The sequence below is a fragment of the Paenibacillus campi genome (genome assembly GCF_034659835.1).
GTDB lineage: Bacteria > Bacillota > Bacilli > Paenibacillales > Paenibacillaceae > Saccharibacillus > Saccharibacillus campi.
Genome location: NZ_JAXSQZ010000001.1, coordinates 683,742 through 696,910, shown reverse-complemented (window position 1 = coordinate 696,910; position 13,169 = coordinate 683,742). Strand labels below are relative to the sequence as shown.

The 13,169-nt window shown below is 47.0% G+C and carries 12 protein-coding genes and 1 riboswitch; of the genes, 6 read left to right on the top strand and 6 right to left on the bottom strand.

The features are described 5' to 3' along the window. Positions 1 to 69 precede the first annotated feature (69 nt). Positions 70 to 1,425, top strand: coding sequence for an MATE family efflux transporter (locus U1I11_RS02705; protein ID WP_322903585.1), 1,356 nt, complete (start codon positions 70 to 72; stop codon positions 1,423 to 1,425). A gap of 428 nt (positions 1,426 to 1,853) precedes the next feature. Here the strand turns inward: U1I11_RS02705 and U1I11_RS02700 are convergent, their stop codons facing one another. The 6 genes from U1I11_RS02700 to U1I11_RS02675 all read right to left on the bottom strand — a co-directional run bounded on the left by U1I11_RS02700 (position 1,854) and on the right by U1I11_RS02675 (position 8,077). After that, positions 1,854 to 2,723 carry a DUF72 domain-containing protein gene (locus U1I11_RS02700; RefSeq protein ID WP_322903584.1) on the bottom strand — a complete coding sequence of 290 codons (870 nt, stop codon included), beginning with the start codon at positions 2,721 to 2,723 and terminating at the stop codon, positions 1,854 to 1,856. Between the two features lie 73 nt (positions 2,724 to 2,796). Then, positions 2,797 to 3,396, bottom strand: a complete 600-nt coding sequence (locus tag U1I11_RS02695; RefSeq protein WP_322903582.1) for a TetR/AcrR family transcriptional regulator — start codon at positions 3,394 to 3,396, stop codon at positions 2,797 to 2,799. Between the two features lie 329 nt (positions 3,397 to 3,725). Further along, positions 3,726 to 4,709, bottom strand: a complete 984-nt coding sequence (gene pfkA, locus U1I11_RS02690) for a 6-phosphofructokinase (RefSeq protein ID WP_322903581.1) — start codon at positions 4,707 to 4,709, stop codon at positions 3,726 to 3,728. 23 nt (positions 4,710 to 4,732) lie between these two features. After that, positions 4,733 to 5,815, bottom strand: a complete 1,083-nt coding sequence (locus tag U1I11_RS02685) for a tetraprenyl-beta-curcumene synthase family protein (protein WP_322903579.1) — start codon at positions 5,813 to 5,815, stop codon at positions 4,733 to 4,735. 526 nt (positions 5,816 to 6,341) lie between these two features. Continuing rightward, complete coding sequence (locus tag U1I11_RS02680; protein WP_322903577.1) at positions 6,342 to 7,547, bottom strand: cytochrome P450; 1,206 nt, start codon at positions 7,545 to 7,547, stop codon at positions 6,342 to 6,344. A gap of 332 nt (positions 7,548 to 7,879) precedes the next feature. Beyond that, positions 7,880 to 8,077 carry a cold shock domain-containing protein gene (locus U1I11_RS02675; RefSeq protein ID WP_322903575.1) on the bottom strand — a complete coding sequence of 66 codons (198 nt, stop codon included), beginning with the start codon at positions 8,075 to 8,077 and terminating at the stop codon, positions 7,880 to 7,882. Between the two features lie 157 nt (positions 8,078 to 8,234). Between U1I11_RS02675 and U1I11_RS02670 the strand changes: the two genes are divergently transcribed. The 5 genes from U1I11_RS02670 to U1I11_RS02650 all read left to right on the top strand — a co-directional run bounded on the left by U1I11_RS02670 (position 8,235) and on the right by U1I11_RS02650 (position 12,420). Beyond that, on the top strand, positions 8,235 to 8,465 hold the full coding sequence (locus U1I11_RS02670; RefSeq protein ID WP_322903574.1) for a hypothetical protein: 231 nt from the start codon (positions 8,235 to 8,237) through the stop codon (positions 8,463 to 8,465). An 8-nt stretch (positions 8,466 to 8,473) separates the two neighbouring features. Further along, positions 8,474 to 8,665 (top strand): hypothetical protein, encoded by a 192-nt coding sequence (locus tag U1I11_RS02665; RefSeq protein ID WP_322903572.1) that lies wholly within the window; start codon positions 8,474 to 8,476, stop codon positions 8,663 to 8,665. Positions 8,666 to 8,832: 167 nt separating this feature from the next. Then, the gene (pepF, locus tag U1I11_RS02660) at positions 8,833 to 10,623 is read left to right on the top strand and encodes an oligoendopeptidase F (protein ID WP_322903570.1); all 1,791 of its coding nucleotides are present in this window, start codon (positions 8,833 to 8,835) and stop codon (positions 10,621 to 10,623) included. 230 nt (positions 10,624 to 10,853) lie between these two features. Next, on the top strand, positions 10,854 to 11,207 hold the full coding sequence (locus U1I11_RS02655) for a LapA family protein (protein ID WP_322903568.1): 354 nt from the start codon (positions 10,854 to 10,856) through the stop codon (positions 11,205 to 11,207). A 175-nt stretch (positions 11,208 to 11,382) separates the two neighbouring features. Then, the gene (locus U1I11_RS02650; protein WP_322903566.1) at positions 11,383 to 12,420 is read left to right on the top strand and encodes a M42 family metallopeptidase; all 1,038 of its coding nucleotides are present in this window, start codon (positions 11,383 to 11,385) and stop codon (positions 12,418 to 12,420) included. Positions 12,421 to 12,863: 443 nt separating this feature from the next. Continuing rightward, positions 12,864 to 12,967: riboswitch (TPP riboswitch) on the top strand. Positions 12,968 to 13,169: the final 202 nt, after the last annotated feature.

The following is a 13,169-nucleotide window of genomic DNA, read 5'->3' as shown; positions in this document are numbered from 1 at the left end:
ACGATGATCGCGATCGCTATTTTTTACAGACTGCTTGCTCCATTATTCCAATGAACGAGGTCAATCCTAATGATACCAACAACAACATGGCGACAAAAGTATGCTCAATTTCTGAAAATTTTATTTCCGGTGTTCATTACGCAAATTGCGTTATCGATGATTAGTTTTTTTGATACGAATATGTCTGGTCATGCCAGCGCAGAAGACTTGGCTGGGGTCGCGATCGGTTCAAGCTTATGGATTCCAGTGCAGGCTGGTTTGAGCGGGATTTTAGTGGCGATTACGCCGATTATTTCGCATTTGATCGGCGGTGGACAGCGGCGTCAAGTCAATTTTAACGTGTATCAGGCTTTGCTGTTGTCGATTGTCATCGCATTGCTAGTGTTGGCGGCAGGCTCGCTGCTCATTCAGCCGATTTTGGCGGCGATGAATTTGGAAGCAAAAGTGCATGATGTGGCATTGCATTTCTTGATTGCACTCTCGGCAGGCATTGTGCCGTTGTTTGCTTATACGGTGCTACGCGGTTATATCGATGCACTGGGGCAAACTCGTTATTCGATGATGATTACACTTTGTTCGTTACCGATTAATGTCGGTCTGAACGTATTGTTTATTTTTGGTAAATGGGGCTTTCCGCGTTTGGGCGGTGTCGGTGCAGGTGTTGCATCAGCGATTACGTATTGGTGTCTGCTCCTTATCGCGCTAATCGTTGTACGTAAGGCGACTCCATTTCGTGCAGATCGATTGTTGACTCGCTTGTATGCGCCATCCGGCAGCAAGTGGCGGGAAATGCTAAAGCTTGGCGTGCCGATGGGGTTTGCGATCTTTTTTGAAACAGCGGTATTTGCAGGGGTTACACTGCTGATGAGTCGCTATGATACGATGACGATCGCGGCGCACCAGGCGGCGCAAAATTTTGCGTCTACTTTATATATGCTACCGCTTAGCATCTGTACCGCATTAACGATCGTCGTCGGATACGAGGTCGGTGCGGGCAGACAGCGGGATGCACGTCAGTATAGCAAGCTTGGAATCGGTACGGCATTATTGTTGTCGGTCTGTACGGCGGTCATTTTGCTGCTGTTCCGGCATCAAGTAGCGGCGCTATATTCGTCTGATCCGGTGCTGATTGAGCTGATTGCCCATTTTATGATTTTTGCGAGTTTTTATCAGTTGTCCGATGCGATTGCTACACCGGTGCAAGGCGCACTGCGGGGCTATAAAGACGTAAACCCCGCCTTTTTTCTGACGTTTCTATCCTATTGGATCATCGGGTTGCCGTCCGGTTATTTGCTGGCTACATATACCGACTGGGGAGCGTATGGCTACTGGATTGGGCTAAGTATCGGTCTTGCTTGCGGGGCGATCACATTACTCGCCCGCTTGCTTTGGGTGCAGCAAAAAGCCGATCACAACGCTCGCTAACCAGCCGATATCTGAGCATTCGAGCATTCGAGCATTCGAGCATTCGAGCATTCGAGCATTCGAGCATTCGAGCATTCGAGCATTCGAGCATTCGAGCAAGCTCAATGGTATGGACAGCGACATAAAATGCAACAAAAAAGCCAGCTTGCTATCGTAAAGTTGATCTGTTGTTACAGATCATGCACGTTTACGACAGAAGCTGGCTTTTGTCATTACGATAACGATGGCTAAACGGTACATGCTCTCCATCCACCATACGGCTTGAACGCACCTAAGCTACTTTAACATTTAACAAAGATGAGCTGTCATACTATACATGTAAAAGGAAACAAACGATTCGTACGTTTACACGTACTCCATACTTAACTGTACATTTTGCCCCAATTCCGTTCTAATTCCCCTACATCACATCATGGATCAAACTAAACTTACAGATCAAACAAATCGATCTGCTCCGCCGCTGGCGGTTGCTCCTCGGGGATAACGGGAACTTGTTGACCAAGCATCGCCATTAGCTGTCTAGCATTGTCAGCCGCATCTCCAGCCGAGTTGTTGTTAAAAATGACACAAACTTCCTGCGACTGCTGTTCCAGTCGGCGCAATCGCTCTGCCCATTCGGACAGCTCCTGTTCGTTGTAACGATACAAATAACGAATCTCGCGCCAATTTGGCTGACTGGAAGCATTCCAGCCGGATTCATTACGTCCATGCATTCGTACTACGGTCAGCTGCGAATCGGTCGCTGCTTCCACAATCGGCACCGAACCGATGCCCGCTTGCGGTTCGTCGCATACACTATGAATCCAGTTTTCACTACGCATAAATTGCAGCGTTTTGTCGCGCATTTGCGGTGTAAACCAGCTCTGATGGCGAAACTCCAGCGCACAGGGCACATCGCCCATCAAATGCCGCACACGACGCAATGTTCTGACATTTTCCTTCGTGCAATCAAACCAAGGCGGAAATTGAAACAGCGCGGCTTGCAGCTTGCCCGCTTCCTCCATCGTACTGATCGAAAGCCGGAAATTGCGAAACATGTCCTCCTCATTATCGTATGGAATTTTCCCGCGCGTATGCCCGGTCATTCCTTGATACGCTTTGACCAGAAAACGAAAATGCTGCGGCGTCTCTGCCGTCCATTTTTCCATATTATGCTTAGACTGGATCGCATAAAACGAGCTGTCCAGCTCCACGACGGGAAACAGACCGCTGTACATAGGCAGCTTCTGTTTTACTGCCTCTTTGGTACGGTACAACGAATCATGATCTCCCCAACCTGTCAAACCAACGCTAATCATGCCTTACAATCCTCCTGGCTGCTATCCATCCGGTATGGTGCTTCATTTGCCGTATATGCGGCTCCTTCATTGACTATACTTTGCTCTGTTTGCGTGTTAGACCCGATACATACAAGCGTACAATATGGATCGCCAGCTGCTCTGCACTAACTGTTCCCGGCAGCAATTGCGTGAATACGATGCGTTCGATCGTACCAACCAGACACTCAGCAACAAGTTCCATCGGCATATCGGTCGACAGATTGCCGCTACGCTGTTCGATGCGCAGCATTTTCTCAATTCCTTGCACTAGCTCCATCTTGATCTCGTCGGCATCCGGTGACTGATAAAATCCAATCCGCGTCAAATCCGGATGACTGTAAAAATACTCAAACATCGACTGAATCGTATGGCAGAGCTGATCGAGAATACTGTGTCGACCTGACTCCTGATCGGGCAACTGACTGTCATTAATAACCGCCTGCAAGCTGGTGCGGAACATAGATACCAGTTCTTCAAACACCGCTTCTTTACTTTCAAAATACAAATAAAATGCAGGCTGCGACAGCTTCGCTTCACCGACAATTGCGCTCACCTTTGTAGTATGAAAGCCATGTACTGCAAATTGTCGTGCAGCAGCGTGCAACAAACGTAACCGGCTCTCCTTTCCCTTCGCTCCTTTTTCTCTAGCCAATGTAAAGTAGCCCCCTCTCTCGTTTCTCAGCACTCCGATTGTTGAATTACTGAATGAAACGTATCACATTGTTCTACTCTATACTACAATAATTCCTAGCAATCTTCTAACTTTTCAGCAAAAAAATTACCGATTTATTCCAACTTTTGCTACTACCGATACTTAAAATCGCATTTTATGTAATAAAAATCATAACTAACCGATCATTTTTTTACTTGTTTCATCCTCCACATTCCGCTCTATTTGACGGATCGATATATGTAAAAAACCTCTGCCTACATGCGATCCTGTTCTTTCGGATCAAAACATAAGCAGAGGCAGTATTAATATTACTGTGACAGGCGCAGTGCAAGCTCGTACGTAGCATGGTCAAAATCTTTTTTCGTATTCACTACTAGATCGATATCGGTCATGCTCAGTTGACCTTTAATAATGCCACATGCTTTGTCCGATTCGCCGGCAATCAGCATCCGTACCGCATAATCGCCGAGACGGCTTGCCAGATTACGGTCACGAGGCGTTGGTGTACCTCCGCGCTGAATATGTCCCAGTACGGTTACACGCGGCTCCAGACTTGGATATTGCAGATGAAGCTGCTCGGCTACGTCTTCGCCACGTCCTGCTCCTTCAGCTACGATAATGATACTATGACGTTTACCACAAGCAAAGTTGTTATGCATCCGATCTGCCACTTCCTTCAGATCAAACGGAACTTCCGGCACCAGAATCGATTCCGCACCGGAAGCAAGACCTGCATGCAGCGCAATATCGCCACAATGACGACCCATAACTTCAACGATCGATACGCGCTCGTGCGAAGACATCGTATCGCGCAATTTGTTAATCGCGTCCACTACAACGCCGACCGATGTATCAAAACCGATCGTATAGTCGGTAAACGAAATATCGTTATCGATCGTACCCGGCAAGCCCATCGTTTTGATGCCAAGCTTGCTCAGCTTGTTAGCACCTTGATATGATCCGTCGCCACCGATTACGACCAGACCATCGATACCGTGTTTGCGCAGGATGTCTGCGCCTTTTTGCTGACCTTCGAGTGTCATGAATTCTTTGCAGCGTGCCGATTGCAATACAGTTCCCCCACGCTGAATAATATCACCGACACTACGCAAGTCCATCGGGAAAATATCCTCGTTAAGCAGACCTTGATAGCCGCGCTGGATACCGCATACTTCCAAGCCATAATACAGAGCGCTACGCACGACGGCGCGCACCGCTGCATTCATACCTTGAGAGTCGCCTCCACTAGTTAAAACGGCAATTTTTTGTACTGCTGATTCTGTTGCTGACATGCTAATGTCCCCCTTGTTTATGTTCAATACATATACTTACGAATCCAGCGGCTGTTTACCATAAAAAAGACACGGGTAAGCGGGCCCTTTCGCATGAGCCTTCTGGAGACGGTTCGCACTTCCTGCTGCTCACTGACCTTCGGATCGGTTAAGTACAGAGCGACTAGCCCTTCAATAATCATCCGGTGGAAAGAGGTGCCCGGAATATGTTCCACATCACGACGTGCCCAGTCCACAATCTGTTCGATACGCCCATACATCACTTCCGGCGAATCGTAATAGTTGCAGAAATTCAAATCTCCACCACGCCGATCTTCCTCTTGATCGATTACATAGTCGAGCATAATATGCAAACAGCATACATGAGGAAAATAAGCATGATATACCTGCTTGGCTCCATCATCGCTCAATCCAAGTCCGCTCGCAGCGAGAAACAGCACAAAAACGCCAAGCGTTGAGCCTGTCGCTGCTGCAAATTCGTTCCATTGCAAATGAGGAGTGCGATATTCATTTTCCGCCCACCAATTCAGCAAAGCGGCTTCCCGTAGTTCAGGTGCGATATGTTTGTGCACCTGCAAATCACAATACAATGACACCAAATCACGAACATAAGGAAATACAGCAGCATAATCGGGGAGCTGGCGTATGTTTTGCTGACACAGTTGCACAAGCGCTTGCAAATAGCCGCCATCTTCCTGCTCGGTGCGCAAGGCATAATAATTGACCGGCTGCGCATCCGGCGTTACAGCATCCAACATCGATTGATGCAATAAACGAAAATCGGCTGCATCCATCGATGTGCTGCGATCGCATAAATTATCTAAATAATCGCTGATCGTCTGGAATGCCACAATTAGCGGCAGCAAAATATGGCGCTGCGACGGATTAGCGACTGCATAAATGGCTCCACCTTCGCAGTGAAACTGTTTGGTAGCGATACTTGCAAGCGCCTGTTTCCTAAGCTCTGCGTCAGGCATGCGTTCCGCCATTTGACGCCAGCTGTGCAGCTCGCGGCGTACCTCTGGCAAACCATGCTTATACACCCGCTTCATTAGCGAGACGGCATTACGGGGAAACGGGTACTGACTTTGCATCATATCATTCAATGGGTTGCCTCCACGTGGTTGTCTGTTGAACCTATCCTCATTATCATACATCATATTTTGCACCCTCACAACGTAGCGGCGTAATGGATCACAACGCGCTGTTGCTGCCTTTTCCAGTATTTTATAGCCAGTTTACGCTTCATGTTGGTTCATCGATCCAAACCCACATTTTTCACAAAAAAGATAACATAAACATGATAAACGAGTTGTCTTTTCAACGCAAAAAAGGATGAACCTGAAAAGTTTCTCAACTGCAAAAAAATTGTAAATTTTATAACCTTATTTGCCTCGAAACGTTAAATGTCAGTTTTGAAATAGGATTCATTTTAATAGTTGTCCCAGTTATGCAAAATAGACGACATCTCCCATTGCCATCACAACCGATTCGATTGCCTACGCACTTGTTCACCAAAAAGCGTCTGATTCACCTGCAACGAATCAGACGCAATTGAACGGATCATGCCCGCATACGTATCGCTGAACGAACAGGCTGTTCGACCTGCTCATTATTACCATTACATATCGCTTAACGCAGCTGCACAGGCAATCTTTTCACACCATACACCATCGGGCTTGGCAACAATTCAAGCGGCTGCCTTGCGGTCGCTTGCAAATTCGGAAAACGATCAAGCAGCACATTCAGTGCGGTGCGCGCTTCCAAACGGGCAAGCGGTGCACCAAGGCAAAAATGCACGCCCATCCCAAATGCCATATGCGGGTTAGGATGGCGCTCCATCTGGTATTCACCAGCAGCGTCAAATTTGTGCTCGTCCCGGTTGGCAGAGCCGATCCATGCGGTCACCAACTGATCGCGCCGGATGAGCTGTCCGCCCAGCTCTACATCCTCCAACGCTTTGCGCACCATACCTTGTACAGGCGAGCGAAAACGCAGCGCTTCTTCGATCGCTGCATCGAGCAGTTCGCGCTGCTCGGCAAGCTGAGACCAGCGTCCTGGCTGCTCGGTCAAACAAATGACCGCATTGCCGATCAAATTAGTCGTCGTCTCATTACCGGCAACGAGCAGCAGCAAACAGAAGCTGAGCAGATGCGGAATATCCAGCTTTTCACCTTCCACTTCCGCCGCGAGCAGCGCAGATACAAGATCATGTTGCGGCTGCACTTTGCGTTGCTCGATCACGCCCATAAAATATTGATACAGCTCACGCGTCGCCTGCTGCTTGCGCGCGGCAAGCTGCTGCGGGCTGTCCGCTTTGCCGCTAAAACCTTCTACTAGCGTATCCGACCAGCTTTTAAACAATTCACGATCTGCCTCGCGCACGCCGAGCAGCTCTGCGATCACAATTACAGGCAATGGAAATGACAGATCGCGAATTATATCCATCGTTTCACCAGGCTCGATTTGATCGAGCAATTCATGCGTAATCTCGGCAATGCGCGGCTCCATCGCTGCTACCGCTTTGGGCGTAAACGCTTTGTTGACGATCGTACGATATTTTTTATGCTTTGGCGGGTCCATCATAAGCAACATATCAGATTGCTGCCCATCCGCATCGCGGCGCGTCTGCGAACTGAACGATTTGTAATCAGACATTACCCGATGCACATCTTCGTACAAAAATACATCCCAGCTTCCCCGTTGCTCATCATAATGTACCGGCGCTTCCTGTCTCATCCGTTCATACCAAGCAAAGGTAGAACCTGCTTCCTTCACTCCTTGCGGCACGATCATATTCGGTGACAATACGGTTGATGCTTCAGAATTTGATTGCATATCGGTTAACCTCCCGTTAATTATCGTGTTAACATATGTTTAACTTGTATTCAGAATGACCATCGATCGCTTGACTTCATTGCAGGGGCAGAGCAGCAGAAACGATCCTTTACGTACACTCACCCTAAATCCGCCTTGATGTATCAAATTGTTGCTGCCAAAATATTAACGCCTTATGCATTACCGCAGCGCCTTATACTACCAAACGTATGTATATATCAAAAAAGCACAAGCCCCTTGTGAACAAGGAAGCTTGTGCTGTAACTAACATATGTGTGTGAACGTTCTCGGATGTTCAATGTATAAGTGATCCGTGCGTAACGGAAACAATCTTATAATTTTACTACGTTAGCTGCTTGTGGACCACGGTTACCTTCAGTGATATCAAACTCAACTGCTTGGCCTTCGTCCAAAGTTTTGAAACCTTCGCCTGTAATAGCGGAGAAATGTACGAATACATCGTCGCTACCTTCAACTTCGATGAAACCGAAACCTTTTTCTGCGTTGAACCATTTAACTGTACCTTTCATGTAAACAACCTCCTAAAAATAGCGCCATCTATGACGCATGAATGTATTATAGCGCAACCGATTTCAAAATGCAACGAAGTTAAAGCGGTTTGATTTGCAATTCATGGAGGCAAAAGGTATGATTTTAGCAATACAAGAAGTAGGGAGATTTATAATTATGATCAAAAAACATCAGATTTACAAACGAGACAAATGGAATATGCTGACGGTTGAAGTGAATGGCCGCGAATTGATTTTGCGCGAAATTTCCGATGAATGGGGCGAAGAAACACATCGTTTTATTAGCCGCCCGGAGATGATGCAATGGGCAAGCACACGTTTTCCGAAAGACCAATTTGATAATGAAGCGGAATGGGAAGACATTATGAATGCCTTCCGGGAGGTTTAATTCGCCCGATGAATTATACCGCTATTGTGATCTTTATTATCCTTGCCTTTGTGCAAGGATTTGTTCTGATTACGTATAAAGACACCATTCCGGCGGCATTTAAGCGCTGGCTTGCGATCTTCGCGATCGTGATGCTGCTCGTTGCGTTTGGGTTAATGATTTATGGTTTCCTGATGGCAGCGAATCCGAACGGGTCTTAATCGGCTATGACAAGCAGTGCAGCCTAGTGCAGAGCATGCTTTAGCACTACTGCGCTTGCTCTCGTTCAGCACGCGCTTGCTTTTGTTCATCCATATATTCAAGCGATATTATTCACGTATTTCACAATCAACTATTTTACATCGACGACTCTGAGGAGGAATTACAGATGCAGAAAGTATTGAAACGTTCCGAGGTTGCACCCGAACATTGTTGGAATTTGAATGATATGTTTGCCGATCAGCAAGCATGGGATACCGCCTATGATGAGCTGAAAGCGATGTTGCCAGAGGCAGAGCAGCTAAAAGGCAAGCTAAACACACCGGAAGCGGTCAAACAGGCGTTTGAGCTAGAAGACCGTGTGAGCATGCAAATCGAACGCCTGTATGTGTATGCACATATGCATCAGGACGAAGATACGACCCATCCTACATATCAGGCACTGACGCAAAAAGCGAAAAAGCTGAGTGTGGACGTTAGCCAGGCACTTTCGTTTGTAACACCGGAAATTTTGAGTCTGTCGGATGATAAGTTGGAGCAATTGCTTGCAGCGCCAGCGCTGCAAGCGTATCGGTTTACATTGCAGGAAATGAAACGTGAGAAAGCGCATATTTTGACGGAAGCGGAAGAAGCATTGCTGGCGCAAGTCGGCAATTTGTCACAAGCGCCGCAAACGATTTTTGGTATGCTGAACAATGCCGATCTGAAATTCCCTAACATTATCGATGAGCATGGCAACGAAGTGGAACTGACGCATGGACGGTATGTGCAGTTTTTGGAAAGTCCGCATCGCGAAGTACGTGAGCGTGCGTTTAAAGCGGTCTACGGCACGTATGCCCGTCAAAAAAATACGATCGCTGCCACATTAACCGCTAATATTGACAAAAATATGTTCTACGCCCGTGTGCGCAAATATCCGTCCGTACTGGAAATGTCATTGTATAGCGACAATATTGCCAAAGAAGTGTACACCAACCTGATCGATACGATTCATGAAAGCTTGCCGATTATGCACCGTTATATGAATTTGCGCAAAAAGCTGCTCGGTGTGGATGAATTGCATATGTACGATCTGTTTGCTCCGCTGGTGGAGGAGTTTAATATGGATATCACCTACGAACAAGCCAAACAAATTGTGGCGGAAGGATTGCAGCCGCTGGGCGAAGATTACCTTAACTCGCTCAACAAAGGCTACAATGAAGGCTGGATCGATGTGTACGAAAATGAAGGCAAACGTACCGGTGCCTACAGCTGGGGCGCATACGGCACGCATCCGTATGTGCTGCTGAACCATAAGGACAATTTGAACAGCATGTTCACACTTGCCCATGAGATGGGACATGCGTTGCACTCCTACTATTCGGACAATGCACTTTCCTATCGTGATGCACAATATACGATTTTCCTGGCGGAAGTCGCTTCGACGACGAATGAAGCGCTGCTGATGGACTACTTGCTGAAAAAGTCGACCGATCCAAAAGAAAAAATGTACTTGCTGACGTATTATGCCGATCAATTCCGCACGACCGTGTTCCGACAAACGATGTTTGCCGAGTTCGAGATGATCGTGCATGCACGTAGCGAAGCAGGCGAATCGCTCACACCGCAAGATTTGTCGCAAATTTATTACGATCTGAATGTAAAATATCATGGCGACGGCATGACAGTCGATCAAGATATCGAGCTGGAATGGGCACGCATTCCGCATTTTTACAACAGCTTCTATGTGTATAAATATGCGACTGGTTTCTCGGCAGCGACCAGCTTTTCCAAACAAATTTTGGAGGAAGGGCAACCGGCGGTGGAACGTTACCTCGGCTTCCTGAAAAGCGGTGGCAGCGACTATTCGATTAATATTCTTACCAAAGCAGGGGTCGATATGTCCACCCCAGCACCGATTCGCGAAGCGATGAGCGTATTTGAAAGCTTGATTAGCGAGATGGAGCAATTGACGAAGTAAGCGTAGCTTATACGTTGTCAACGATAGCATTCAATCACCACTACATTTATAGCAGCAGCAAACGCGCCTGTACAGGATTAACTCCTGTTGTCAGGCGTATTTGTATGTGAGCTGGTGCATAGATAATGAAGCTAACAAGCTACACCTGTTTATGAAAGCAGGAATTACTTTATATAGTATTGAATGAGTTCATAGTCAGGATACACGATTTGGCGAAAGGGGACGTTCAATTGAAATTTCAATGGACATTGATTTTGGGATTGATTTTTGCGGTCATTATTGCGATTTTTGCAGTCATCAATGTGAATCCGGTGCAGGTGAATTTGTTGTTTGATAGGGTACAATTGCCGCTTATTTTGCTCATTTTGGGCTGTACGCTGGCAGGTGGACTGATCGTTGGCTTTTATGGCATTTATCGTCAGTACTTTTTACAGCGCAAAATCAAGCAACTGGAAGCGCAAATTGCCCAGCTTAGCGCAGCGCCAGTAGCGGATAGCGGCCCAGTCGGCAATGTTGAATTTGACAAAATGTATGATCGTGATGAGGAGGCAGCCGCTTCTTCATTTTCCGATCGCAAGCTTTAATTAAGCTTTACGATCGATCATCGATTCGCAGTATGATGATCGATCACCCCCTATCCACCTGGAGCATCGGCAACAACGGTGCTTCAGGTGGATTTTTACTGGATAACGATCATTAAAACTGGTATGTTGGTTACATTGTGTTTTATTTATTTTACGGTTTGCAAAGGAGAACATCATGACTATTTCGATCAATCGCGATTATACTTTATCCCTGCTCAAAGAGCTATTGGAAACGCCCAGCCCGACCGGTTATACCCACCATCTGATCGACCGCCTGCAACAAGAAGCGCTGACGCTTGGCGTAACGGTAGAATTGAATCGTAAAGGTGGACTCGTATTAACGTTAGCAGGTCAAGACTCAGCACGCACGATTGCGCTAAGTGCACATGTCGATACACTCGGCGCGATGGTACGTGCGATCAAGCCGGAAGGCACGATTCGCCTGACCAAAGTTGGTGGTTTTATGATGAACAGTATCGAAAATGAATACTGCACCATTCATACACGGGATGGACGCGTATATACCGGTACGATTTTGACGACTAAACCGTCGGTGCATGTGTATGATGATGCCTATGAATTGAAGCGTGAAGAAGAAAATATGGAAGTTCGTCTAGATGAAATGGTATCGTCCAAAGAAGACGTGGAACAGCTTGGCATCGCAGTTGGCGATTATATCGCCTTTGATGCGCGTTCGGTCATTACGCCAAGCGGGTATGTCAAATCCCGCCATCTGGATGATAAAGCAAGTGTAGCGGCACTGTTCGGTTTGCTAGAATCGGCGCATACATACGGCTGGAAGCCTATATATACGGTGAAGCTGCTCATTTCTAACTATGAGGAAGTCGGTCACGGTGCCGCTCATATTCCGCACGATATCGATGAGATGATCGCCGTTGATATGGGCTGTATCGGTGACGATCTGTCATGTACAGAAACCGATGTATCGATCTGTGTCAAAGACAGCTCTGGCCCGTATGATTATGCAATGACTGGTAAGCTTGCCGAACTAGCTAAACGGGAGCAAATTCCGTTCGTGCTTGATGTGTATCCACATTACGGTTCCGACGCTTCGGCAGCATTGTCCGCTGGCAACAATATCCGGGCGGCATTAATTGGACCTGGCGTACATGCCTCCCATGCGATGGAACGTACACATAGCGATGCGGTAATTAATACGGCGCGTTTGCTGGCGGCATATATTACGGAGTGATGATGAGGGGCAAGTTCTGACAAGTAACGGCACTTCCATAAGCAAACAGTTCCATACTCGACTTACAATAAGGACATGCTGCTGGCAACAGGGCATGTCCTTTATTACTTCAACTTTATTCATCATTTGAGCTAAGCTCGGTATATATGCATAAGCCCATCGTTTTACCTAGCTGATGAAGGTATACGGATACCAGCATTGACAATGATGAGAATTAGAAAGTTAATGACGATCAAACTAACGTTTTTGGCATACGGATAAAGGATTATACTGCTGGCTCATCTGATCTCTCCCAACTAATTTCTGCTATTTTCCAATTCATGCCAGGTAAGCTATGACCAACCAACACAATAGCCATGATTTGCTTCCTATAATACGATACGAACCGTATAGTTTGGCAAAAGTTGACAGAACACACCTCAACGACGTATAGTGTGTAACGAGACATCCACTGGGGGCGCCCGTATGGGCTGAGATAAAGCTTTGCTTTGGTCCCTTTGAACCTGATCTGGGTCATGCCAGCGTAGGAAAGTGGTGCAATGATGACCGGCTTTGTTTGCCTGTGGTCGTATTTGCCGCTTCCGTACGCCGGAGGCGGCTTTTTGCTGTCTGCGGTGTGCGACCATTATGCGGAAACGACAAATCGCCCAGCTTACATAACCTACCCAAATGACGTCTGTCCTCTCGTGCTCCTCTACCTCGCAGTCTCCGATGGATGTTATCCATAATACTGCAGGAGGATTTTGAAA

Excerpts from the sequence above, each read along its gene's own strand:
- U1I11_RS02675 (WP_322903575.1), bottom strand. The coding sequence starts at position 8,077 with ATGAAAGGTACAGTTAAATGGTTCAACGCAGAAAAAGGTTTCGGTTTC.
- U1I11_RS02670 (WP_322903574.1), top strand. The coding sequence starts at position 8,235 with ATGATCAAAAAACATCAGATTTACAAACGAGACAAATGGAATATGCTG.
- U1I11_RS02700 (WP_322903584.1), bottom strand. The coding sequence starts at position 2,723 with ATGATTAGCGTTGGTTTGACAGGTTGGGGAGATCATGATTCGTTGTAC.
- pfkA (WP_322903581.1), bottom strand. The coding sequence starts at position 4,709 with ATGTCAGCAACAGAATCAGCAGTACAAAAAATTGCCGTTTTAACTAGT.
- pepF (WP_322903570.1), top strand. The coding sequence starts at position 8,833 with ATGCAGAAAGTATTGAAACGTTCCGAGGTTGCACCCGAACATTGTTGG.
- U1I11_RS02665 (WP_322903572.1), top strand. The coding sequence starts at position 8,474 with ATGAATTATACCGCTATTGTGATCTTTATTATCCTTGCCTTTGTGCAA.
- U1I11_RS02650 (WP_322903566.1), top strand. The coding sequence starts at position 11,383 with ATGACTATTTCGATCAATCGCGATTATACTTTATCCCTGCTCAAAGAG.
- U1I11_RS02680 (WP_322903577.1), bottom strand. The coding sequence starts at position 7,547 with ATGCAATCAAATTCTGAAGCATCAACCGTATTGTCACCGAATATGATC.
- U1I11_RS02705 (WP_322903585.1), top strand. The coding sequence starts at position 70 with ATGATACCAACAACAACATGGCGACAAAAGTATGCTCAATTTCTGAAA.